The sequence below is a fragment of the Synechococcus sp. R55.4 genome (genome assembly GCF_047461935.1).
Lineage (GTDB): Bacteria > Cyanobacteriota > Cyanobacteriia > Thermostichales > Thermostichaceae > Thermostichus.
This window is the reverse complement of record NZ_JANSIF010000058.1, coordinates 1-22,841: the sequence shown is the minus strand read 5'-3', so window position 1 is coordinate 22,841 and position 22,841 is coordinate 1. Positions and strand designations below refer to the sequence as shown.

The 22,841-nt window shown below is 59.5% G+C and carries 24 protein-coding genes; 13 read left to right on the top strand and 11 right to left on the bottom strand.

The genetic code is table 11. The features are described 5' to 3' along the window. Nucleotides 1-98 precede the first annotated feature (98 nt). Entirely contained in the window at nucleotides 99-1,484 is a 1,386-nt protein-coding gene (locus tag NW842_RS12190) for an FGGY-family carbohydrate kinase (protein ID WP_414418125.1), read from the top strand. Nucleotides 1,485-1,920: 436 nt separating this feature from the next. Here NW842_RS12190 and NW842_RS12185 read toward each other — a convergent pair whose 3' ends face one another. The 3 genes from NW842_RS12185 to NW842_RS12175 all read right to left on the bottom strand — a co-directional run bounded on the left by NW842_RS12185 (nucleotide 1,921) and on the right by NW842_RS12175 (nucleotide 4,715). Further along, nucleotides 1,921-2,802 carry a Tab2 family RNA-binding protein gene (locus NW842_RS12185; protein WP_414358169.1) on the bottom strand — a complete coding sequence of 294 codons (882 nt, stop codon included), beginning with the start codon at nucleotides 2,800-2,802 and terminating at the stop codon, nucleotides 1,921-1,923. An 18-nt stretch (nucleotides 2,803-2,820) separates the two neighbouring features. Further along, nucleotides 2,821-3,297, bottom strand: coding sequence for a VOC family protein (locus NW842_RS12180; protein ID WP_414358172.1), 477 nt, complete (start codon nucleotides 3,295-3,297; stop codon nucleotides 2,821-2,823). A 140-nt stretch (nucleotides 3,298-3,437) separates the two neighbouring features. Further along, entirely contained in the window at nucleotides 3,438-4,715 is a 1,278-nt protein-coding gene (locus tag NW842_RS12175) for an RNA-guided endonuclease InsQ/TnpB family protein (protein ID WP_414358175.1), read from the bottom strand. Between the two features lie 269 nt (nucleotides 4,716-4,984). Between NW842_RS12175 and NW842_RS12170 the strand changes: the two genes are divergently transcribed. Continuing rightward, entirely contained in the window at nucleotides 4,985-6,130 is a 1,146-nt protein-coding gene (locus tag NW842_RS12170; RefSeq protein ID WP_414418124.1) for an energy transducer TonB, read from the top strand. Between the two features lie 46 nt (nucleotides 6,131-6,176). Here NW842_RS12170 and NW842_RS12165 read toward each other — a convergent pair whose 3' ends face one another. The 6 genes from NW842_RS12165 to thrC all read right to left on the bottom strand — a co-directional run bounded on the left by NW842_RS12165 (nucleotide 6,177) and on the right by thrC (nucleotide 12,632). Then, nucleotides 6,177-8,126 (bottom strand): NHL repeat-containing protein, encoded by a 1,950-nt coding sequence (locus NW842_RS12165; RefSeq protein WP_414418123.1) that lies wholly within the window; start codon nucleotides 8,124-8,126, stop codon nucleotides 6,177-6,179. Nucleotides 8,127-8,448: 322 nt separating this feature from the next. Continuing rightward, entirely contained in the window at nucleotides 8,449-9,732 is a 1,284-nt protein-coding gene (locus NW842_RS12160) for a peptidase C39 family protein (RefSeq protein ID WP_414375357.1), read from the bottom strand. 16 nt (nucleotides 9,733-9,748) lie between these two features. Then, entirely contained in the window at nucleotides 9,749-10,327 is a 579-nt protein-coding gene (locus NW842_RS12155) for a DNA-3-methyladenine glycosylase (RefSeq protein WP_414375356.1), read from the bottom strand. 26 nt (nucleotides 10,328-10,353) lie between these two features. Next, on the bottom strand, nucleotides 10,354-10,629 hold the full coding sequence (locus NW842_RS12150; protein WP_011434358.1) for a ubiquitin-like small modifier protein 1: 276 nt from the start codon (nucleotides 10,627-10,629) through the stop codon (nucleotides 10,354-10,356). Nucleotides 10,630-10,665: 36 nt separating this feature from the next. Continuing rightward, entirely contained in the window at nucleotides 10,666-11,187 is a 522-nt protein-coding gene (locus NW842_RS12145) for a fasciclin domain-containing protein (RefSeq protein WP_414375354.1), read from the bottom strand. 104 nt (nucleotides 11,188-11,291) lie between these two features. Further along, nucleotides 11,292-12,632, bottom strand: coding sequence for a threonine synthase (gene thrC, locus NW842_RS12140; protein WP_414357602.1), 1,341 nt, complete (start codon nucleotides 12,630-12,632; stop codon nucleotides 11,292-11,294). Between the two features lie 497 nt (nucleotides 12,633-13,129). Here thrC and mnmG point away from each other — a divergent pair, with 497 nt between their 5' ends. Continuing rightward, a complete protein-coding gene (gene mnmG / locus NW842_RS12135) occupies nucleotides 13,130-15,061 on the top strand; it encodes a tRNA uridine-5-carboxymethylaminomethyl(34) synthesis enzyme MnmG (RefSeq protein ID WP_414389927.1) in 1,932 nt (643 codons plus the stop codon). On the opposite strand, the gene tsaD is transcribed toward mnmG, so the two are convergent. Next, nucleotides 15,025-16,119, bottom strand: a complete 1,095-nt coding sequence (gene tsaD / locus NW842_RS12130; protein ID WP_414375352.1) for a tRNA (adenosine(37)-N6)-threonylcarbamoyltransferase complex transferase subunit TsaD — start codon at nucleotides 16,117-16,119, stop codon at nucleotides 15,025-15,027. The genes mnmG and tsaD overlap by 37 nt on opposite strands. 205 nt (nucleotides 16,120-16,324) lie before the next feature. On the opposite strand from tsaD, the gene NW842_RS12125 reads away from it, so the two are divergent. The 3 genes from NW842_RS12125 (at nucleotide 16,325) to NW842_RS12115 (ending at nucleotide 17,631) form a co-directional block, all read left to right on the top strand. Further along, a complete protein-coding gene (locus NW842_RS12125) occupies nucleotides 16,325-16,870 on the top strand; it encodes a Photosystem I reaction center subunit III (protein ID WP_414342216.1) in 546 nt (181 codons plus the stop codon). Between the two features lie 52 nt (nucleotides 16,871-16,922). After that, nucleotides 16,923-17,042 carry a photosystem I reaction center subunit IX gene (locus NW842_RS12120; RefSeq protein ID WP_011434365.1) on the top strand — a complete coding sequence of 40 codons (120 nt, stop codon included), beginning with the start codon at nucleotides 16,923-16,925 and terminating at the stop codon, nucleotides 17,040-17,042. 100 nt (nucleotides 17,043-17,142) lie between these two features. Next, the gene (locus NW842_RS12115; RefSeq protein WP_414375350.1) at nucleotides 17,143-17,631 is read left to right on the top strand and encodes a photosystem I reaction center protein subunit XI; all 489 of its coding nucleotides are present in this window, start codon (nucleotides 17,143-17,145) and stop codon (nucleotides 17,629-17,631) included. Between the two features lie 6 nt (nucleotides 17,632-17,637). Here the strand turns inward: NW842_RS12115 and NW842_RS12110 are convergent, their stop codons facing one another. Further along, complete coding sequence (locus NW842_RS12110) at nucleotides 17,638-17,910, bottom strand: hypothetical protein (protein ID WP_414375348.1); 273 nt, start codon at nucleotides 17,908-17,910, stop codon at nucleotides 17,638-17,640. A gap of 135 nt (nucleotides 17,911-18,045) precedes the next feature. Between NW842_RS12110 and NW842_RS12105 the strand changes: the two genes are divergently transcribed. The 7 genes from NW842_RS12105 to NW842_RS12075 all read left to right on the top strand — a co-directional run bounded on the left by NW842_RS12105 (nucleotide 18,046) and on the right by NW842_RS12075 (nucleotide 22,611). Beyond that, nucleotides 18,046-18,477 (top strand): ribonuclease III domain-containing protein, encoded by a 432-nt coding sequence (locus NW842_RS12105; RefSeq protein ID WP_414357607.1) that lies wholly within the window; start codon nucleotides 18,046-18,048, stop codon nucleotides 18,475-18,477. Nucleotides 18,478-18,509: 32 nt separating this feature from the next. After that, the gene (rlmB, locus tag NW842_RS12100; protein WP_414418122.1) at nucleotides 18,510-19,646 is read left to right on the top strand and encodes a 23S rRNA (guanosine(2251)-2'-O)-methyltransferase RlmB; all 1,137 of its coding nucleotides are present in this window, start codon (nucleotides 18,510-18,512) and stop codon (nucleotides 19,644-19,646) included. A 22-nt stretch (nucleotides 19,647-19,668) separates the two neighbouring features. Continuing rightward, the gene (locus tag NW842_RS12095) at nucleotides 19,669-19,926 is read left to right on the top strand and encodes a DUF1816 domain-containing protein (protein WP_011434370.1); all 258 of its coding nucleotides are present in this window, start codon (nucleotides 19,669-19,671) and stop codon (nucleotides 19,924-19,926) included. Then, nucleotides 19,926-20,243: a 2Fe-2S iron-sulfur cluster-binding protein gene (locus tag NW842_RS12090; RefSeq protein ID WP_011434371.1), complete on the top strand. Its 318-nt coding sequence runs from the start codon at nucleotides 19,926-19,928 to the stop codon at nucleotides 20,241-20,243. The genes NW842_RS12095 and NW842_RS12090 overlap by 1 nt, the downstream gene beginning before the upstream one ends. A gap of 528 nt (nucleotides 20,244-20,771) precedes the next feature. After that, nucleotides 20,772-20,978 carry a hypothetical protein gene (locus NW842_RS12085; RefSeq protein WP_414332282.1) on the top strand — a complete coding sequence of 69 codons (207 nt, stop codon included), beginning with the start codon at nucleotides 20,772-20,774 and terminating at the stop codon, nucleotides 20,976-20,978. Between the two features lie 173 nt (nucleotides 20,979-21,151). Next, on the top strand, nucleotides 21,152-22,018 hold the full coding sequence (gene thiD, locus NW842_RS12080) for a bifunctional hydroxymethylpyrimidine kinase/phosphomethylpyrimidine kinase (protein ID WP_414375346.1): 867 nt from the start codon (nucleotides 21,152-21,154) through the stop codon (nucleotides 22,016-22,018). A 26-nt stretch (nucleotides 22,019-22,044) separates the two neighbouring features. After that, entirely contained in the window at nucleotides 22,045-22,611 is a 567-nt protein-coding gene (locus NW842_RS12075; protein WP_414375344.1) for a GDYXXLXY domain-containing protein, read from the top strand. The last annotated feature ends 230 nt before the right edge of the window (nucleotides 22,612-22,841 follow it).

Here is a 22,841-nt window from a genome sequence, read left to right as displayed (position 1 = left end):
ATTGGCCAGGAACTTCTTGAGTTTTCTCTATCTCGTCAGTGCTCTCTTTTGGCTCAAATGAAAGATCAACACAACCTGATGATGAGATGAGTACCCCTATGCCCCCTGTGTTTCTTGGGATCGATCTGGGCACTTCTGGGATGCGGGTGGTGGCCCTCTCAGAACAAGGAGAGGTGGTGGCCAAAAGCGAGCGCCGGTGGGATCCCCCAGAGACCAATCCAGGCCGCTGGTTGCGAACCCTGAAAGCCCTTCTGGGACAACTAACCGCGCAACTGGGGGATCGGTATTCCATTGCAGCTCTGAGTGCTTGCAGCACTTCCGGCACCATTCTGCCGGTGGATGGTCGAGGCATGCCGTTGGAACAGGCGTGGCTGTATTCTGACCCACGGGGCCAGGCTCAGGCCAAGCAATTGGGGATCCCTGCCAGTTGGGGTCTCAGCCGTTGGCTGTGGTGGGCGGAAGCCTATCCTGATCAGTATCGAGACAGCTACTTGGCCCATCCGGCGGACTTTTTGCTGAGCCAACTGGGGGGGCGCAGGCAGGTGACCGATCACACCCATGCCCTCAAGAGCGGTTTCGACCTGGAGGCCTACACCTGGCCTCAGGAGTGGTTGGCGCGGCAGGGCCTAAACCCCAAGCATTTCCCCGAGGTGGTACCGCCGGGAACGGTTTTAGGAACGGTGCGAGCAGACTGGGGGTTGGGGCCGGAAGTGCTGATCGCGGCAGGGATCACGGATGGCTGTGCCGGGCAATTGGCAGCAGGGGCCACCCGCTTAGGTCAGGTTTCCACCAGCTTGGGCACAACCCTCATTTTCAAGGCCAACAGTCCGGATCCCATACAAACCCCAAGCATCTATTCCCATTTGCACCCGGACTGTGCTCCACACCACTGTCGCGAACGAACGGTTTGGTGGCCGGGAGCGGCTTCCTTTTGTGGAGGCGGAGTTTTGCCCCATTACTTCCCTGGCGGCAACTTGCAAGTGCTGGATCAGCAAGCCCAGGCTTATCTGCCCACTGGGCTGGTCAGCTATCCCCTTTGTCAGCCGGGAGAACGTTTTCCCATTGTCGATCCCCGGTTTGCCGGGTTCTTGCCGGAGGCAGAAGAGGGATCCCCCCGTTTTTATGCTGCGTTGTTAGAGGGGGTAGCCATGGTCGAGCGGCTGGGGCTGGAAACGTTGGCGGCTCAAGGGATCCCGGTGTCAGAACAGAGTCCGATGTTCACCACCGGCGGAGGCAGCAAAAGCCCTCTTTGGTTGCGCCTGCGCGCCAGTATCCTTGCCCGTCCCTTGGCCGTGGTGAAACACCCAGAGCCGGCTGTGGGGGCAGCCATCTTGGCTGCTTCTGCCTATTGGTGCTGCTCTGTCCAACAGGCTGCCGATCGATTGGTGCAGGTGGAACGCTATGTTCAACCAGATCCAGAATGGGCGAAGTCTTACGCAGAGATCTACTCAGCCTTTCACAGCCGCCTGAGCAACCTGCTTTGACATGCTCCCTGCCCCACCAGCTTGCTTCCCCGTAGCGCTGGGGTTCTTGCTACGGTCATTTCAACAGTCATTTCGATCCAAACTAGGACACTACGCCCACCTAAAACATGGGCTGCGTCGTCGCATCGTCGCATCAGCGTTGCGGAGCAATCATGCACGAGGTCAGGAAGCTTTTCTCCGTAGCTCGGGCGTCTCACCCTAAGCTGAAAGACTATAGATCAAGGCACTTCTCAACTGCTCCGCGGTGCCGTCCAAACGCTTCACGCCGCTTCCGCGACCATCCCTAGGAAAGGGAGAGAGGAGCCAGGAAGCCATGCAGCGGAACAGTCTCATTCCTCCTTGAATGACTGTAGGTTTTTCCCTCTGAGACAGCGATGATGATCTCCCCAGTTGTTCGGGCTGCACTCTGCTCTTGCAAACGACTGATATTCATAGTTCATAGGGGATGTTGCATCAGCCAGAAGCCGGCGAAGGACTGGGCCTTGAAATCGGTTTGAATGGCGAGAAAGTGGATCCCTTGGGCCTGCTGCTGGCGCTGGGCAAAGACTTCTGCCTCTGTTCGCAGTTTTTCATCTCTCAGTTGCGCAAATAGGTAGCAATCGTTGAGGCCTGCCTCGAACAGGAGCCGTCCGTCTGCCACACTCAAGTAAGCGGGCTCCATACCGCTCATCCAGGCCGCCATCGGTAAAGCCCGCTGGGAGGCGATCACCAAGCCGGGAATGAGGGTGCTCCGTACCGCTGGCGCGAATGGGTCGGGCGTCAAAGTGTCCCAGGCAACCGGAAAAAGCTCGCCAAATTCCATTGGCCAAGCGTCGGCTTCCCGCAGATCCTCAGCTCGCAAGGTAACGAAAGCCCAGCGTTCTCCCTGCAACTTGTCCGGCAGACGGATAGGATCCGGCGGATCGGGATCCACAGGAGGTTCGGGGCTGTAGGTGAACTGAGTCTCTTGGGGGTAAACCCGCTCTGCCCGTTCTCGCATCCAGGCTTTGAGGGTGTAAACGCGACGACTGGGCAGCATCGGGATCCCAACCGCATCGCAGGCCCGTTGCAGGATGGAACTCATGCGGGCTCGAAACACACGAATGGCCGAGGGAGGCTGTGGGGCAGCTTCCAGGTAGCTCCGCAACTGTCGTGCCACCCAGGTGCTGTTCACCTCTTGGTTGCTGCAATACTGCGCTTGGCGAAACTGGCCGGTGGGATCGCACACCAACAGCTCCCAAACCCGTCGGTTCTGCTCATCCCGCAGGGGGACGGCGTTGAAATCCATCTGCCAGATAGGGCAGCGCGCAGGGCCAGAACGCAGGGGTTGAGTGGCCAAAGGATCCCTCCTATCGCGCTACGTGCCACTTGAGCGGGCCGGGGATCGTTCGCGTGAGCGGTGGGAAGCACTGTCCCCGACCAAGGCCAACTCCCGCTCCCCAAAAATGGCGGAAGCGTGGCGGTAGTACTTAAACTCCAGCAGGTTGTAGAAGGGATCCTGCAAAAAGAAGGTGCCGTGTTCCAAAGGGGTGTCAACAAAGCGCCAACGCGGCTCCTGATAAAAGGGCAAGGCTCGCTCCAGGGCACGGTCGGCCAGCGCCTGCCAATCCGCTTGGGTGGGGAAGATCAGGCCAAAATGGCGGGGGTAGATGCCCCGCTGGGGCGTCAGCTCTTCGTGGGTGAGGTGGGCCACCAGTTGATGGCCATACAGGTTAAAGATGACGGCAGCAGGGGTTTCTCGACCGATTTCACAGCCCAAGCCATCGCCGTAGTAGGCTTTGGCCAAGGCAATATCGGCAACCGGAAAGGCCAGATGAAAGCGGATAGTCTCCATCAACGTTCTCCTAGAAAGCTGCCAAAAGTGCCCCACCAGCCAACTTCAAACCGGCACCTCAGGACATGCGGCTTTTCCCCTTGGCCAGTGGGATCCCTGCTCTTCATCTAAGGTAGGCAATTGTGACATCCTCCCGACGCTCACCCTAGCGGGCGGAGCGCGGGCTTCCTAACCTCACGATTAGGCATTCCTGCCCCACGCCACTGACCTAGGTTCAAAACCCCCGGCAGACCGACTTGGCAGGCGGTTTCCGTTCCCCAGAGTCCCTGGGTACTACACCTTTCCAGTCCACGACGCAGAATCATCTCTGCCGACCCATGGTCGCGATGCGTTCGATACCCACACTCAGGGCAATGATGCTCTCTGATGCTCAGTGCTTTGCTAACCGTAGCAAGGCACCTTGGACAAGTTTGGCTGGTACCGTTGGGGTCAACCTGGGCAAAGTACACCCCTCGTTTCCAGCACACCCACGCCAACAGAGACAAAAACTGCCCAAAGGCGGCATCGACACAATCCTTGCCCAACATTCCTCGGGCTAAACGTTTAGCGTTGAGGTCTTCGGCAAAGATGCTCTGCCCTTGGTCGCACAACCGGTGAGCAACCTTGAAATGGAAATCTCGACGGCGGTTCGCAATACGATGGTGCGCTCTGGCAACTTTGAGCTGTGCCTTTTCCCAGTTCCGAGACCCCTTCTGTTTGCGGGCCGCTCTGCGTTGCAGCACTTTCAGCTTGCTTTGCAGCGACCTAAAAAACTTAGGGCGCTCGAAAAAACTGCCGTCCGAAACCGTCAAGAATCGTTCCAATCCCAGGTCAATGCCAATTGCCCGCCCCTGAACCGGGATATCAGGAACCGATATACTCGATTCTAGGGTTACGACGACATACCACTGTGTTCCTCGCACCTTGGACAATACCCTCACCTGCTTCACCGTAAACCCCTCCGGGATAGGACGATGCAGGTGGATAGCCACTTTCCCTATCTTGGGTAGCCGGATGGTCTGACCTGCAATAGGGTTGCTCTTGAATTGGGGAAACACGAAGGACTTGAATTGACCTTTCTTCTTGAAACGAGGAAAGCCATACCCCCGCTTCCGAAACGCCTCCCAAGTATCGTGCAGCCTACGAAGCGTGGTTTGCAGAACCTGAGAGTGTACCTTAGCCAAATGCGGAAATTGTTTCTTTGCTTTAGGCAGGTCGTTTTGCTGACGGTGATAAGAGGGAAAGGGCTCGTCGGCAGGGATGATGTATTCCTTTTCCAAGGAGCAGCGGTCTATAGGACACCGACGGGCGGCAATCCAGTCTTTGAGTTGCCGCAGGGCATAGTTATAGACGCCCCTGCAGGTTTCCAGCCACTCCAGCAGTTCAGCCTGCTGTGTGGCATTGGGATAGATGCGGTAAGTGTAGCTTATCGTCAGCATGGTTATACTCTACCCCGGGTCAGTCCGAGTGGTAAACGCTGGCTGGCATTCAAATGCGGGGAGTCCATGTAGCTCCCCGCACCCCTCGAAAGTTAAAGCTACAAGGTGGGATCCCTTCTCAAGCCCGAGATAGACTGTACGCCTTTGCGCAGGAGTGCCAACTGCTCGGATGCTATAACACTAGCTAGTGTGTTACCCGCGTGGCCGAGTCTGCAACAGACAACTCGGTGTGTTGAGAGCGTTGAAGACGCAAGAGGGCGATCTTGGCCATGACCAGCATCTGGATTGAGCAGCGCCGCCGCGAGGATGAATCTCGCAACTTTTTTTGGATGGTGGCGCTATCGCTGCTGCTGCATGTGCTGGTGCTGCTGGGATTGCTCCACTTGGGGCGGCTTTGGCTCATTCGCGAGCCGGAACAGGAGGCCATCGAGTTTATCCTTCTGGATCCAGAAGATCTACAGCCCCCAGAGGAAGCGGAGCTGGTTTCAGAAGTCGATTCCCGCGATGGGGGTGAGCGGGTAGAAGCTCCTCCTTCTCAAGGCAGTCCACCCCAATCCCAGGCCGCCCCTCCCCAGGAGGCCCCTGCTCCTCCTCCGCCAAGACCCCAACCACCGCCACCACAGCAGCCTGCCCCTGTTCCACCACCACCTGCCCCGGCTACAGTTGCTCTGGCAACCCCAACTCCAACCCCTCCACCCACGCCCACACCTACCCCAACCCCCGCTCCCCCTCAGCCCACCGCGACCCCGACTGCGGCACCGCCACCTTCCACGCCTGCCCCCAGACCTACTCCAACCCAGACTCCACCGCCCGTGGCGGCTGCTCCCTCCCCAAGGCCCACTCCCCCGCCGACTGCGGAGCCCTTGCCCATACAGCCAAGCGAGCGGGTTTCGGATCCCAGCCAATTGGCTCCCGTTCCGCCCGCTCCGCAACCGGTGACAGAGGTTCTTCCCGCCCAGCGGCCCTCTGACTCTTCCCAGTTGGGGCCTCCGGTCAGTGCCTCTGCTCCCAGCAATGGAGCCGGGATCCAGGGCAGTGGAGCTAGTGGATTGGCCAACCCCACCCAATCCGCTCCCAATCCCCCCAGTGTGGCAGCGCGGGCCGATGTGGATTGGGGCCCCTGGCTGGCCGCTTTGCAGCGGAAAGTGGAGCAAAATTGGATCCCTGGACAGACCGGCACCTCGCGTCGCACGGTGGTGATTTTTACGGTGGGTCGAGCTGGCGATCTGCAGAGCATTCGCCTGGGGCGCACGTCTGGCAGCCAACAAACCGATGATGCGGCGCTGACGGCTATCCAGAGGGCAGCCCCCTTCCTGCCCCTGCCTGAGGCTTATGAGGGCAACTCGGTGACGATTAATTTCACCTTTGATATCAACGTGCTGGGCCAGTTGACTGTAGGGGGATCCGCCAACTGAGGAGGGGATCCCTGCGAAACCCAAAAGACGGCGGCCTGGCAAGAGCCTACAGGGATCCCACAGGAGTTGGGGTGGCGGGCCCAGAGGCAACGCGGCTTATGCGACGCAAGCCCGGCAAGCCGGCATCCACCACCACCACACTGCCATCCGGTAAGACTGCCAAGCCGGCAGGTTGATCGAACCGGGCCACCGAGGTGGGGCCATCCTGCCAGCCGCGCTGATTCTGTCCGGCCAAGGTGGAAACTTGTCCCCCAGGCTGAAGACGACGAATGCGATGGTTATCTCGGTCGGCCACCCAGAGGTTGCCTGCCGCATCGAAGGCCAGCCCCCCCAGGGTTTGAAAACGGGCCTCTGCCAGGGGGCCATCCCGATAGCCTGGCTCTGCCCCGGAGAGGGTGGTCACTCGTCCGCCAGCAGAGAGCCGGCGCAGGCGATGTCCATCGGCAATCCAGAGGTTCCCCTCCTTATCCACCGCCAGAGCCGTGGGCTGCAGGAGCTGGGCCTGTTCTGCTGGGCCGTCGGCGAATCCCGGCTGGCCGGTGCCGGCAACCGTGGTCACTTCACCTGCAGGGGTGATGCGGCGGATGCGGCGATTGGCGCGGTCGGCAACGTAGAGGCTGCCATCTGAACCCAAAGCCAGCCCAGATGGCTCCCGGAACTGAGCTCGGTCAAGCCCCCCATCTCGGTATCCGGCTATACAAGTGCCGGCAAAGGTGCTCACCTGTCGTTGCAGGTTGATATAGCGCAGGCAATGGTTGCCGCTGTCGGCCACCCACAATCCCCCCTTGGGATCCCAGAGCAGCCCCTGTGGGGAGTCAAACTGAGCTTGATTGGCTGCTCCGTCGCGGCGGCCTGCTTGGCCTGTGCCGGCCCAAACTTCCAATTCCCCCTCTGGAGACAGCCGGAAGATGCGGTGCTGGGCTCTATCGGCTAAATAGAAGGCTCCTTCAGGATCCACAGCAATGCCGCTGATTTGCTGCAGGTAGATCCTGGACTCGGTGCCGGTGTTATCAGGGGCGTTGCCGACAGGATCTGCCGCGGGCGAGGTGCGGCCATCCAGCAAAGTTTCCACCACCCAGGCCGATGCTGCCGGAGCAGTGGGGGTGGGAGAGGGGCTGGGGGAAGGAGTAGCGGCAGGCCAATCGTAGACCAGAGTGCCCAACCCTTGCCCGGAAGCATCCGCAACAGCAACCCAAACTGAGCCGGAAAGAGAAGAAGGCGGCATCACCACCAAACGGTCACCGCTGCGGGAGCGAATTTCCCCCTTCAGGATGCGCTCGGGATTGGCTGCTGCAGCAAAGAGAACTGTTTCCACCCGCTCCAGATTTTCCCCTGAGAGCAGCAACGGCTGGCCAAGGGTGGGCGCTGCCGAGCTGGTGTGCAGCAGCGGTACCCCCACCTCAGAGAGCACCAACATCGAAAGGCGGCGCTGGCGCTCTGTGTCTTGGGGAGGACGATTGACACTGCCAGAACCCTCAGAGCGGACAGAAAGGGTCAGGGATCCCTTCCCCTGCGCCAGAGTGGTGGATCCCCGATAGGCGATGGCGCTGAGCTCCGCTTCCCCGGCGGGAGGATTGGTGAAGGTGAAAGTGGCCGGTTGCCCCGGGCGCAGAGGGGCAGTGGCGGTTTGGCGATAGGTGCCCAGGGTAATGCTCAGGTCGATCCCTTCCACCCCCGGCCAGGTGGGAGTGCGAGCCAGCCAGCGATCCACCTCTGAGGCCGGTAGCTGGGCCACCAGATCGGATCCCTGTTCCTGGAGCAGCAGAACGATGCGGTTGCTGGGCACCGACAAGCCGGACTGGCGGGCTTGCTCGAAAGTCAGAGAAAGCGGGGAGGGAGGGAGAGGAGTTGGAGTTAAAACCGGCTGTAGGGCCGCAGGGGGAACAACGCTGGGAGACAGACTAGAAGAAGAAAGCTCGCCACAGCCCGAGAGAGCCAGCACCAAGGCACTCAGCGCAGGCCAAGGTAGCGGTGTCAGGGAAGCCCGTCGTGGCATGATGCAGCTCATCCCCTCCCACAAACTGGGAAATGGCGGAAACCCAAACCCCCACGCTTACCTTCATCAGCGTACAAACCGGCGAGAATTGCCCAGCACCCTCTCTGCCGCAGGAGCCACCTCGACCAATGCCTTGGCCCCTGAACCGCATTCCTATTCATGACCAACCATCCTCACCCGCAGGTGAGTCGCACTCCTCACTCCATCTATCCTTACTCAAATCCCCACCGAAAGACCAGATAGCAGTTTCAGCGGCCAGGAAATCATCCAGGCCATAGCGGTAGCGCTGTAAGTCGATGCTGCCCGCGTTCGCCCGGTTCGGCTATAGAGTGGGGACAGGCCACTCTCGCGGATGAATCAAGTAGACGGTACCCCCGGAGTGCTCCAGCCACAACGACTCTAGCTGTTCGCGGCGGTAGGTACGGCGAACCTCTTCGTTGGTTTTGGCCGCCGGATCGTGGACGATGGGATCCCCGTGGCTATCAAATCCCACCAGCACCGCCAAATGACCCTTGCTTTTGGGGATCGGCGCCCCTTCCAGTTCTCCCTCGCCCCAGGCATAGCTGAGGATCACTGGAACCCCTGCCGCGATCCAGGCTTCTGCTTGAGCCAAGCTCTCCAGCCGCGCCACCACGCCGGACAAACCTTGCTCGGCAGCATGGGCGACGTTGAAAGCCCAGTTGCCATGGCCCTGGTAAACCCGGTCATACACACCGGCCACTGCTGCGCGCACCAACACCTCACAGGGACGGGGATCCCGCTTCCAGTAGGCCATCACCATCGCCAAAGAGGTGGGGCTACACCAGACCTCTCCCCCATCGGGGTACACCATCTGGGAGCACCAAGGCAGATCCAAGATTTTGCCCCAGCGGCTGGGATCCCCAGGGGATAGGCGGCTGGGCCTGACCGGCTCGTTGGAAATGGCAACTGCCACCTGATCCACAACGGCAGAACGGCCTGGCTCTTGCGTGAACAGGCGCACCCTGACCTGGAAGGCTTCTGCTCCGTTGAGGGTATCCTTGAGCACCAGCAAGTCCGTGTACAGGTTGCCATCCTCATCCCCTTGTCCTTGCACTGAGTGGCTGGCCAGAGTCAAGGGATCCGCAGCCCATACCCCGCCGTGATACCACTTTGTCCAGCGGTCTGAAAGCTTCGCCCGGATCCACAGTTCCAGCCAGGTGCCGGGGGGCGTGGTGGCATTCCAGGAAACGATGGCCCCGATCAGGGGGAAGCCCGTGGGGACTGCTGGACTGGTGGCTTCTCCCACCCAATAGGTGCCGCCGGGATAAAGGGGTCGGCCATGAGCTGCTGACTCGGATCCTCCAAGGCTGACTTCTTGCCGCCAGCCCTCTGGATCCAAGACCAATTGCCCTTGGGCGTTCAGGCGGATCCCTTGGGTTGACCAGTGCTGAAACCCCTGAGCTTCTCCTGCCCGCCAGCGCTGAAACCCGGTGCGATAGGTGGAGTGGGTCTGGGCTTGCATCGTCAAGAGTCCTGGAGAAGTTGGGACAGGCTGGGCCAACGTGGGCAACCCCAGCAAGAGCAGCACAACCCCGCTGACCAGCCCAGGCAGCCCCTGCCGATAGCCACTGCCTTCTGCGAGCATTGTCCGCCTGCCCCCACTAATAGCGCGACACCGCCGGATGTCCACCAATGTACCAGCGCCACGGGATCTCAGCCCCCTGAGTGATACCGATGCGGGTGGTCTGGACAATAGGCAACTGCGTTTGCCAAGAGGGGGATCCCTCTAGCCAAAAGCCTTCTTGGTCGACATCCACCTGCCCCAGCCGCCAACCGTTGTGGGATCCATCGATGCGCAGGGCTTGACAGAGCAGGCCCGGCCCTGCGGCCACCCGCGCCGGCTTGTTCTGTTTGTTGGCCGGGATCCACTCCGGCAGGCGATCCAATTGAACCGCTCGGATCAGAACTGCCGCCGGGATCCCTTCGGCTTCGGTGACAATGTTCAGGCAGTGGTAGAGGCCGTAGATGCGATAGACATACAAATGCCCCGGCGGCCCGAACATCACCTGGTTGCGCCGGGTTTTGCGACGGTAGGCATGGCAGGCCGGATCCCCGGCTGTATAGGCTTCCGTCTCCACGATCTGGGCCCGCAACTGCAGCCCATCGGCAAATTGCCGCACCAGAACCATGCCCAGCAAGGCAGGTGCCACCAGCGGGGCCGGCTGGCTCAACCACTCCACAGCGTCCACGGCAGGCTTGGCAGCCCTCAGCCCCCAGCAACGGCAGGGACGATGCTCACCTCATCCCCATCTTGCAGAGGGGTGTCACATCCCTTGAGGAAGCGAATGTCTTCGCTGTTCACATAAAAGTTGACGAAGCGGCGCAATTCCCCCTTCTCATCGCACAGCCGCGCCTTAATCCCCGGACAGCGTTGTTCCAAAGCATCCAACAATTCGCGGATGGTGGATCCCTCGCAATTCACCACCCCCTGATCCTGGGTGAGCGCCCGCAGCGTGTTGGGAATCAGCACCTTGACTGCCATAGCCCAATGCCTCGTCCATTAACCAACATCAAAAAACTAGGGTAGCAGCACCCCATCGATGCCGTGAATCACGCCGTTGGAAACTGGAATATCCGCCAGGTTCACGTTAGCCCCGTTGACCCGGATGCTGCCATCGGATCCCACCTGCACCTGCAGCGGCAGCCCTGCCAAGGTGGTCAGAGTGGTCGATTGGCCGGGCCGCAGGTCAAACGAGGTAATCCGCCCCGGCACCACATGATACGTGAGAATGCGGGTGAGCTGAGCCCGGTTGGCCGGCTGCAACAGCGTCTCCACTGTACCCGGCGGCAGTTGCCCAAAGGCCACATCGGAAGGGGCAAAGACCGTGAACGGCCCCGGCCCTGCCAAAGCCGTATTTAGCCCCGCCGCCCGTAAAGCCGCTGCCAGCGTCGAGTAGCTGCTGGGCAAGGTTTCCAGCTCAACGGCAATGGTGTTTAGCCCTTGAGGCTGGGCCGCAGGAGCAAAGACAAGCGGGGCCACTACAGCCGCCACCGGGATCCAACGGCGAACAAGGCGCTGAACAGAAGGAAAGATAGGCATCGTGCAAAGCTCCTGAGCCAATAGGTCTACGCCAGGGATCTTAACAGTTCTTCATTAAGATCCTGTTAAGAGGCAGTGGAGAGGGTCTTCCCTGCAAACCGAGTTCATACTGATGCCTCTTGCCAGTCCAGCCGCTCTAGGGTGCGGGCGCGCTCCAAAGCCTGTTCAAAGCTCTCCAGCTTGGGCGAGATCACCAGAGGATGGCCTACGTGGGGTTGAACCGCCTCCTGGGTCTTCAGGCCGTTGCCAGTAATGTAGGCTACTGTAACCGCCTCCGGATCGATTTGACCGGATTCTGCCAGGTGTTTGAGCACGGCAATGGTGGTGCCGCCGGCAGTCTCGGTGAAGATGCCTTCGGTCTCGGCCAGGAGCTTAATGCCGGCGATGATCTCGGGATCCGTGGCCGTTGCGATCTGCCCACCGGTTCTGCGGGCAATGTCCAGGGCGTAGATCCCGTCGGCAGGGTTGCCGATGGCGATGGACTTGGCGATGGTATTGGGCTTAACCGGAGTGACAAAATCCCGTCCCTCGCGGAAGGCTTGGGCAATGGGCGAACATCCCTGCGCCTGGGCGCCGTGGAAGGTGACCGGCTTATCCGCCACCAGCCCCACCTTCACAAACTCCTGGAAGCCTTTGTAAACCTTGGTGTACAGGGATCCCGAGGCCAATGGGATCACCACCTGATCCGGCAGTTGCCAACCCAATTGCTCCGCCACCTCATAGGCCAGGGTTTTGGAGCCTTCTGAGTAGTAGGGGCGCAGGTTGATGTTGACAAAGCCCCAGCCGTAGCGATCCGCCACCTCGGCGCAGAGGCGATTCACCTGGTCGTAGTTGCCCTCTACAGCCATAACGGTGGGGTTGTAAATCAGGGATCCCAGCACCTTGCCCGCTTCTAAGTCCGCCGGGATGAAGATGGTGCAGTCCAGGCCGGCATGGGCGGCAATGGCAGCCGTGGAGTTGGCCAAGTTGCCCGTGCTGGCGCAAGAGACGGTGGTAAAGCCCAGCTCCTTGGCACGGGTCAGCGCCACCGACACCACCCGATCCTTGAAGCTGAGGGTGGGCATGTTGACGGCATCGTTCTTGATGTAAAGATTTTTCAATCCCAGCCGCCGACCCAGCCGCTCCGCTTTGATCAGAGGGGTCAGGCCCGTGCCCACATCAATGGGCTTCTCAGAAGTCACCGGCAGAAAAGGCCGATAGCGCCAGATGGAATGCGGCCCGGCCTGGATGCTCTGACGGCTAACCGTGCGCTTCAGCCAGTCGTAGTCATAAGCCACTTCGAGGGGGCCGAAACACAGCTCACAAACATGCTTGGCGACCGGCTCATACTCGGCGCCACACTCCCGACAGCGCAAACGGCTGAAGCCCACCTTGGAGCTGTGCAAGGCAGAGGCCAACGGGGAATCGGCAGGGCTGAGCGGGCGTTCGGAAAGAGTTTGGGACATGGGCAGCCTCAAGGTGAAGGAAAGGGTGGGCGCTGGATTGAACTTACCTATCGTTGGGGGGAATCTTATCACCCGCAATCTGCCGCGTCAACTAAACCCGACTAAAATAGTCTGGATTAGATCCGGTTGAGGATAATGGAATCGGTGCTTGGCTCTCTCAGGCGGGCTGTCTGGTGTTTGTATGAGCCGCAACATCCCTTGGGCGACTCTGCCCTTTCCTCTGGGATCCCCTGCTATCGGCAGCCTTGGGGGAGCTGATCCCAGCGCCCTGAGGTCTCTTCAACTCTTCAATCAGGTGACTTAGGCTGGGAACTGAGCCTCTACCCAACTTTATTTCCCAGGGCAACAGAAAACTTTCCCTACTGCTCTGCCTGCCTCAGGCCGGTCGCAAATAACCCTATCCGTTGCCGCCATCGCTAAGCTGGATAAGCGAGCTGAAATAACCTGAAAATTAAAAGACCGGGGATCCCGGCTATTCATTTTGGAATTGCCACCCTATGCTCAGAGTTGGACGGGACAGCATTGATTTTCTCGATCACTACGATGTGGTGGTGGTCGGCGGGGGGCACTCCGGCTGCGAGGCAGCGTTGGCAGCAGCGCGGCTGGGCTGCAACACCCTCATGCTGACATTGAATCTGGACAAGATCGCCTGGCAACCCTGTAACCCCGCCGTCGGCGGCCCGGCCAAATCGCAACTGGTACACGAAATCGATGCCCTCGGCGGCGAGATGGGCAAAATCACCGACCGCACCTATTTACAGAAGCGGGTGCTCAACCGCTCGCGGGGGCCGGCGGTGTGGGCGCTGCGGGCACAAACCGACAAACGGGAATATGCGCGGGTGATGCGCTCGGTGGTGGAAAACCAGCCCAACCTGACGATTCGCGAGGGCACCGTTACCGATTTGGTGCTGGGGCGCAACGATGAGATTGTCGGCGTGGTCACCCACTTTGGCACCATCTTCGGCTGCCGAGCGGTGATCCTGACCACCGGCACGTTTTTGGGGGGGCGCATCTGGATTGGCCGTCACTGGCAATCTGCCGGACGAGCGGGGGAGTTTGCGGTGGAAGGGCTGACAGACACCCTGCACCAACTGGGCTTGGAGACGGGTCGGCTGAAAACCGGCACCCCCGCCCGTGTGGATCGGCGCAGCGTGGATTTTTCCGTCATGGAGCGGCAACCGGGGGATCCCGATGTGCGCTGGTTTAGCTTCGACCCCGAAGTGTGGGTGCCACGGGAGCAGATGGATTGCTACTTGACCCGCACCACCCCAGAGACCCACCGCATCATCCGGGAAAATCTCCACGAAACCCCCGTCTATGGCGGCTGGGTAGAGGCCAAAGGGCCCCGCTATTGCCCCAGCATCGAAGATAAAATTGTCCGCTTTGCCGACAAGGAAAGCCATCAGATTTTTATCGAACCGGAAGGGCGGGATCTGCCGGAGCTCTACATCCAGGGGTTCTCCACCGGCATGCCGGAGAAAATCCAGATCCAGATGTTGCGCTCCCTGCCGGGTCTGGAAAAGTGTGTCATGCTGCGCCCCGCCTATGCGGTGGAATACGACTATCTGCCGGCCACCCAGCTCTACCCCACTCTGATGACCAAAAAAGTGCAGGGGCTGTTTTGCGCCGGCCAGATCAACGGCACCACCGGCTACGAAGAGGCGGCAGCTCAGGGGCTCATAGCCGGGATCAACGCCGCCCGCCTGGTTCAAGGCAAGCCCCTGGTCACCCTGCCGCGGGAGTCCAGCTACATCGGCACCCTCATCGACGATCTCTGCACCAAAGAACTGCGGGAGCCCTACCGCATGCTCACCAGCCGCTCTGAATACCGCCTCATCCTGCGCTCCGACAATGCCGACCAACGGCTCACCCCCCTGGGGCGAGAATGGGGCTTGATCGATGACCGGCGCTGGGCCCTGTTCCAAGCCAAGCAAGCGCGCATTGCCGCAGAAATCGAGCGCCTGGAAACGCAGCGGGTGAAGGCCCACGACCTGGCCGGCATCCAACTAAGCCAACTGACGGGGCAGGGGATCAAGGGATCCGCCACCCTGGCCGAGATCTTGCGCCGCAACCAGATTCACTACTCCGATCTCCTGGAACTGGGGCTGGGGGATGCGGAGCTGGATCCCTTTGAGCAGGAGGCGGCAGAGATTGCCGTCAAATACAGCGGCTACATCCAGCGGCAGCAGAGCCAAATTGAGCAGGTGAGCAAGCAGTACCACCGCCCTCTGCCCCCCGATCTGGACTACCACTCCATCCCCACCCTCTCCAAAGAGTCGCGGGATAAGCTCTCGGCGGTGCGCCCGCTAACCGTGGGCCAGGCGGCCCGCATCGGCGGTGTCAACCCCGCCGACATCAACGCGCTGCTCATCTACCTTGAGGTGAGGCAACGTCAGAGGGCGGCGGATCCCGTCTGTTCTTCTCTGTGAGCTCCGCCCCCATCCATGTAGAGGGAAGGGATCCCTTCTAGGGGCATGCGCGAGGCTACCCCCAGCTCCAGCGGCGAGACCTCCCCCCGCAGCCAGTGGCAGAGCCCAGCTGCCCCAATCATGGCGGCATTGTCGGTGCAGAGGGCTAGAGGCGGGATCACCACCCGCAACCCCCTTTGCCGGGCTGCTTCTGTGAGGCGGGCCCTCAGCTCCCGATTGGCAGCTACCCCTCCCGTCAGCAGCAGCGTCGAGAGGCCCAGCGCCTCGGCGCAGGCCACTGCCTTTTCGGTGAGCACATGGGTCAGACAGGCCTGGAAGCTGGCGGCAATGTCGGCAATGGGCAACTCCTGGCCTTGCTGCTGCAACTGCTGGACTAGGCGCAACACCGCCGTTTTCAGGCCGCTGAAGCTTGTGTCGTAGGGATGCTCCACTTTGCCCTCGGGCAGGGGAAAGCGCTGCGGATCCCCCTGCTGAGCCCAGCGGTCAATCTGCGGTCCCCCCGGATAGCCCAGCCCCAGCAGCCGCGCCACTTTGTCAAACGCTTCGCCGGCAGCATCGTCGCGGGTGCGACCCACCGTCTGGTACTGCCCGTAGTCCTTCATCCAGATCAAGCTGGTGTGGCCCCCCGACACCAAAAGGCAGAGGCAGGGGGGGCGCAGATCGGGCTCGGCCAAAAAGCCGCTAAAGAGATGGCCCTCCAGATGGTGCACCCCGATCAGGGGCTTGTCGTGGAGCAAAGCCAAGGTCTTGGCCCCCATCAGCCCCACCAGCAGGGATCCCACCAGGCCCGGCGCACAAGTTACGGCAATGGCATCTACCTCGGCCACCTCCAATCCGGCCTGCTGCAGAGCAGCCTCTAGCACAAAGGGCAGAGTTTCCACATGCTGCCGTGAGGCCACCTCCGGCACCACGCCCCCGTAGGCCGCATGGAGGTCGATTTGGCTGGCCACCACCGAGCTGAGCTGCCGCGGGGCAAACCCCGGCCAGGCCACATCCGCCGTCACCACAGCCACAGCCGTTTCGTCACAACTGGTTTCGATGGCAAGGGCGCAGGGCATGGGAGAGCAGGCTGGGCAAAAGGGATAGGAGAGCTTTGGGATACTTGAGATACTTGAATTAAGAATTGTGTGAGCTAAAACCCGGGATCCGTCGGGGCGAGGCGCTCAGGAGTATGATACTAACCGTTTGGTGCCTGTTTCTGCACTTAGCATCCCTTAGCATTTGGACAGATCTTAGACCCCTACCTCAAGGACACATCCTGCTATGCGAACCTTTTTAAGCCTTCTTTTGGCCCTTTGCATTGCGCTTGGCCTCGCCCAATCTGTGCAGGCAGAGCCCTTGATTGGTCTGAAACCTTGCAGCGAAGTTCCCGCCTTTCAGGCCCTGATGAACGAACGCCTGAGCAGCCTAGAGGAGAAGATCCTCAACGCCAGCCCTGCTATGGCCCCTGTTTACCAGCAAAAGCTGGCCCAAACCAGCAAGCGCTTTGAGCGCTACAGCAAGCTGCTCTGCGGCGAAGAGGGCCTGCCCCACCTGGTTACGGATGGTCGGTTGAACCATGCGGGCGAGTTTCTCATCCCCGGCCTGCTTTTCCTCTATATCGCCGGTTGGCTGGGCTGGGCGGGGCGTTCTTACCTGATCGCGGTTCGGGATGAGGATAGCCCCGAAATGAAAGAAAGCCTGATCGATGTACCGCTGGCGCTGCGGTGCTTCCTCACGGCTTTGGCTTGGCCCGCTGCTGCTTTTAAGGAAATTGCCAGCGGCGAAATTCGAGAGCCGGAAGCGGCTGTGCCCATCTCCCCCCGCTGAGGAGCTGAGCCCGGCTTTCTAACTCGATTTATTTAACTTTTGAGAGGCGTCTATGGCTGATTTCACCAAGTTTCTCACCACTGCTCCGGTGGCATTTATCCTGTTTTCCAGCTTTGTTTTTGCCCTGTTCATCGAGATCAATCGCTTCTTCCCCGACATTTTGACGTTCTGAGTGTAGGCCAGGGATCCCCAGCGCAACCTACGCCCGGTGGGATCCCTGCTTTTTTAGGCTTTTTTCCATCCTCCTTTGAACTGGACACAGAGTTGCTGAAATGGTCGAACCCAATGCCGATCCTGCTCCGTTGAATAGGTTGAACATGAATAAGGGATACGTCACCGTCCCTGAGGGAGATCCGCAAATTGGGGATCTCTGGACACCGATCAACCACGCGCCTGTTGTCCGGCTGTTGATCGACTGGCTGCCCATCAACCGACCGGGATTGAGTTCCATTTGGCGGGGCTTGGAAATCGGTATGGCCCACGGCTATTGGCTGGTAGGCCCCTTTGCCAAGCTGGGGCCGCTGCGCAACGAGCCCATCGGTCTGCTGAGCGGCTTTTTGGGAGCCTGTGGCCTGATCTTGATTCTGACGGCGGCCCTTTCTCTCTACGGCACTGTCACCTCGCAGCGCAACACAGGGCCGGTAAAGGGATCCCAATCTTGGAGCGAATTGGCTGCCGGCTTCTTGGTAGGGGGCATGGGGGGGGCGATCGTCGCCTACCTGCTTTTGCTAAATGCGGATCTCCTGATTCCTGCGTCTTAATTGAGGCTATTGGCCTTCCATCACATCATCCACAACGTCTTTGATTGCCTCTCGAGCATCTTCGACTCCAGGGTGGGCGGCTGCTTCCGCTTGCTCGGCCCTGCCTTCCAGCCTTTCACGCTGATCGCTGGCCAGCTCACCCACAATTTCCTGGATTTTGCTCTCCAGATTCTTGGCAGTGGCTCCAACTTGCTTTTCAAGGCTCATAACATCGGCCCCTTCACCGGCTTTGCCCTGTCTACTCGATAGCACCTTTTCTCTTTGGGCCTCGTGATCCAAATCACCTGCAAGGCAGCAAAGAGGGTGGGTCGGGCTGGCAGACCAGAGGAAGCTTGTCTTAGCATGGACTGAATTCTGCAATGAGCCGATAACAGCGGTTCTAGAGATTTTTCTGCCTATCTTTCGTGAGCTGCTGTGAACGATCTGCTGTCCGAACCCACTTCTGAAAGGCTCTCCTTAGCCGAGATCCGTCGCCTATCGCCCGCAGCCTTGGCCTACCTGGGAGACGCCATTTACGAACTGCACGTGCGGCGGCAACGATTATTTCCGCCAGATCGACTGGAGCGCTATCATCAGCAGGTGGTGAGGCGGGTACGCGGCTCGGCTCAGGCCAAGTTGCTGTTGGCCCTGTTGCCCCATCTCAGCCCCGAGGAGCAGGAAATTGTCCGCTGGGGTCGCAATGGCTGCGGTCGCCCACCCCGACATCTGCCTCTGGCCGACTACCAAAACGCCAGCGGCCTGGAAACGGTTCTGGGCTATCTCTACCTGGCCAATCCCGAACGGCTGCGCCATATCCTCGCCCTCACTGATGTTTTGTCCGAGACCCTGGGCGAGTGGGAAGGTTAGGATAGTCTTTCTGTCTTTCCATTTCCACGCCCATGCCTAAGCCTTCTCAGCGCAAACCTGCTTCACGGCTGTCTCGCTCGGGCAAACCGCAGCGGCGAGGGGCAGGGCAATCCGTCAGCAAGCGGGTACAGCGGCCCAAACGCCGAGACGGGGATCCCAAGCTTGCCACCCAAGAGGCTCCGGTGAAGCCGATCCGCCGCAACGCACAGCGGCAGTGGCCCCAGGGCAAGGTGGCTCCTCAACCGGCAGGCCAACGAGATCCCGGCCTTCCCATGGGTGGGACAGGGGTTCTGCCGGAAGAAGTGCAGCTTCAGGCCGACCGGGATCCGCAGACCGAGCTGGAGCAAGAGATCATCTACGGTCGCCAGACGGTACTGGCCGCCCTGAGAAGTCAAGCCACCCTCAATCGGGTTTGGATCTTGCCGAAGTTGCGCTACAGCCCCCAATTTTTGTCTCTGTTGGAAGAAGCCAAAGCGCGGGGCACCGTTATCGACGAAGTGTCTCCAAAGCGGCTGAACGCCCTCACGGCTGGCGCCAACCACCAGGGTATCGCTGCCCAAGCCACGCCTTATCAGTACGTGGCCCTGGAGGATTTGGTGGAAAGAAGCCGGCAGGCCAGCCCCAATCCGGTGCTGGTGGTTCTAGACGGGATCCAGGATCCCCATAACTTGGGAGCCATTGCCCGTAGTGTGGAGGCTTTTGGCATGCAGGGGATGGTGATCCCACAACGGCGGGCAGCAGGGGTAACCTCGACGGTGATGAAGGTAGCGGCGGGAGCCCTCTCCACCTTGCCGGTGGCGCGGGTGGTGAATTTGAATCGGGCTTTGGAATACCTCAAAGAGCAGGGGTTTTGGGTTTATGGCACCACCAGCCGAGGGACTGACCTCATCTATAGAGCCGATTTTCAACGGCCCATTGCCTTGGTGGTGGGATCCGAGGGGGAAGGGATTAGCCTGCTCACACAGCGCCATTGTGACCAACTGCTGTCCATTCCCTTGGCAGGCCGTACTGAAAGCTTGAATGCTTCTGTGGCCGCCGGCATTGCCCTCTACGAAATCCACCGGCAGCGCTCTCCCCACCACCTCAAACGCCCTGAGGTTGATACATTCCTCAACAAATCGTCAATAAAAGTAGTAGAATCTAGGGGATTGCAAAAGGACATCCAATGATTGCTAGACTTGATAATGGGGGATGGATCCCGTGAGCAACCCTTTGGTCAGTCTGTTGGATAAGCTGCGCGGCCTGTCGGTCTGGATCGAGATCACCACCGAGGACTGCACCTACTACTACGGCCCCTTCTCCGATGAAGCTGAGGCGGAGCGGCTCAAAGGCCACTACATCGCCGACCTGCAAAAGGAAGGAGCCAAAAAGATCCAGGCTCTGGTGAAGAAAATGCGCCAGCCACAGTCTCTGACGGTGACCCGTACTCCGTCGGGAGCCCGTTCCTGATGTCTGCTACGGCTTATCAAGTAACCCTTCATCACCGCGGCCAAACCTACCGCTTCCCTGCCTCTGCGGATCAGACGGTTTTACAAGCTGCTCTGGAGCACGGGATAGAGCTGCCTTCCTCTTGTCAGGCAGGGGTTTGCACCACCTGTGCGGGGCGGCTGAAGTCGGGATCTGTGACTCAGACAGAGGCAATGGGGATTGGGCCAGAACTGCAGGCTCAGGGCTTTGTGCTGCTGTGTGTAGCCTATGCTACCTCCGATTTGGAGGTGGAGACCGATCAAGAGGAAGAGGTTTACCGTTTGCAGTTTGGCTCCTAACCGTGCCGGATTTCTGTTCAGGTCTACTTGTTAGCTTATGGGGGTGTGGGGGTAGCTAAGCCCCGCACTGTACCCGTAGGGTCATTGCCGGGATACAGATACCCCCACATGGTGTATGATAGGAGTAGTTGCACAAAATGGCTTTTGCCGGAATCTGGTGCAACTACGCGGTAGGACATTCCGTGTCTGCTCGTGGAGGGTTCTTGCGTAGGCTCCCCGATGAAGCGAGAAGCCCGCTCCGTACTGCCAGCAGTTGGGGTCGGGAGTATGTCACTAGGTGTTGTAGTCATTTCGATTCAAACTAGGACACTGTACCCACAACTAAAACCTTGGTCGCGTCTTCGCGTCAGCGTTGCGGAGCAATAGCGTTGCGGAGCAATAATGCAGGGGCCCAAAAGGTTTTTCTCAGTAGCCCGGCTGTCTCAGCCTAATCTGAAAATACTACATTAGTTTATATTGTTGGATTCTTAGTGTTAGAAGTTATCGAAAGTAAGTCTGTTTCCTTGGCGAGATCAGTTCTCGACTCCTGTGAAGTTGCATTTGTTGCACCTATCTCTGCCGTTGAGCTCGCCTCTCTCTGCCCCGCAACTGGAGCAATCCCTCTGTCAGCAAGTTGACCGGGAGCTGGGCCAGCCGGCTCGGCTTCTGCGCTGGAGCTTGACGGCGGTGGAGGGGGATAGAGCCTGGGTTGAGGTGGTCGCCACCACTGATGAGGGCTACTCGGATTTAGACTAGGACAACTCACTCTTAGTCAGCTTCTTGACAGACGTCTGCAAGAGTTTTCCCAATACCCCAGTGGTCTCAGACCAATCGAGAACCAACAGTTTCATTGCTACGTTAAAGAGATGGTTCATATTGATTGATGGAAATGGCTATCGGTACCCTTGCCCATTTTTGTCGTTTGGCCAATGTCTGTCTCTGCATCTGAACCAACTCCGGCTCCACTGCTGGCCGAGCAGCACCCCCCTGTCGCCCTCACCATCGCTGGATCCGACAGTGGTGGAGGAGCAGGGATCCAAGCGGATCTGCGCACCTTTGCTTTCCAACGGGTACACGGTACCTCTGCCCTGACCTGCGTGACCGCCCAGAATACCCTTGGGGTGAGCCGGGTGGATGCGCTGCCCCCCGAAGCCGTAGCCGCCCAAATCGAGGCTGTGGTGCAGGACATCGGGGTGCAAGGGATCAAGACGGGCATGTTGCTGAATGCCGAGATCGTGCTGGAGGTAGCCCGTCAGGTGGAGCGCTGGACGTTGCGGCCTCTGGTGGTGGATCCGGTGATGGTGTCCCGCACGGGAGCGAAGTTGTTGGCAGATGAGGCCATTCAGGCCATCCGCGAGCGGCTGATCCCCTTGGCTCAGGTGCTGACCCCCAACCGCTATGAGGCGCAAATTTTAACGGGGCTGGAGCTGCAGTCCCTGGCAGATATGCAAACGGCGGCCCAGCAGATTCACGCCTTAGGCTGTGGAGCGGTGTTGGTTAAAGGCGGAGGCATGCCGGGGGAACTGCAGGGGGTGGATGTGTGGTTCGATGGCGAGCGACTGGAAGTGCTGAAAACAGAGCGGATCCCCACCCGCCACACCCACGGCACCGGCTGCACCCTCTCGGCGGCCATTGCGGCGCAGATGGCCTGGGGTAAGGATCCCTTGGCGGCCACAGTGGCGGCCAAAGCCTATGTAACAGAAGCGCTGCGACATCCTTTGGCCATCGGGTCAGGTCAGGGGCCAGTGGGGCACTTCTACCCGCTTCTGTCCGGGATTGGCAAACCTGTGCCATAAGAGAGAGGTCACTCTCTCTGGCTGCTATGGCTAGCCCGTCGAATCTTTCTCAGAAGGGATCCCTGCCCAAATGGCGGCTTTGGCTACCCCTCCTGCTGCAACTGGGTATCGTTCTGCTGATACCGGCTCGGCAAGCGCTGACTCTTGCTGTCGGAACCACGATCTACCTGCAAACGGCCCCTGTGGATCCCTATGACCTTTTGCGGGGCCGGTATGTGGCCTTGGGCTACGTCGTCGCTCGACGCTCCACCCTAGAGCAACTGCCGGGTTGGTCACCTGAATTGGAGACCCCAGGGATCCTTTATCTGCGCTTGGCTCCCCCCGCAGGGGAGCCAACTCAACCTTGGCAAGCAATCGGTGTCAGCCGGGAGATGCCCAAAGATTTGCAGCCTGAAGAGAAAGTGCTGCGAGGCTGGTTTGACGGGCAGCAGCTCAAGTTGGGAATCGAAGAATTTTTTATTCCCGAAGCGATTGGAGATGCCTTGGAAGAGGATATTCGGCGTTACCCTGAAGCCACGCGGGCAGAAGTGAAAGTGGATCCCTGGGGCAAGGCAGCATTGGTCGGCCTCTGGGTAAGAGAGCGTCGGTACTAAGTGTATTCTTGGCTTTGGACTTCTTTAGCTTTCACAATCGGAAAGCTCTTTATCTAGCATAATCTCATGCTTCTCTAATTTGTCAATTTTTATTTGGCTCTAGCGATGATTTTAGTCCCTGAGCTGAAAACAAGCTATGGCCATTTCGATTCAAACTAGGTCGTGTTGATCTTATGTTAGGATAGAGAGAATAATTTATAGAGGAAAGAGGATGAAGTTGGTTTTTTTAG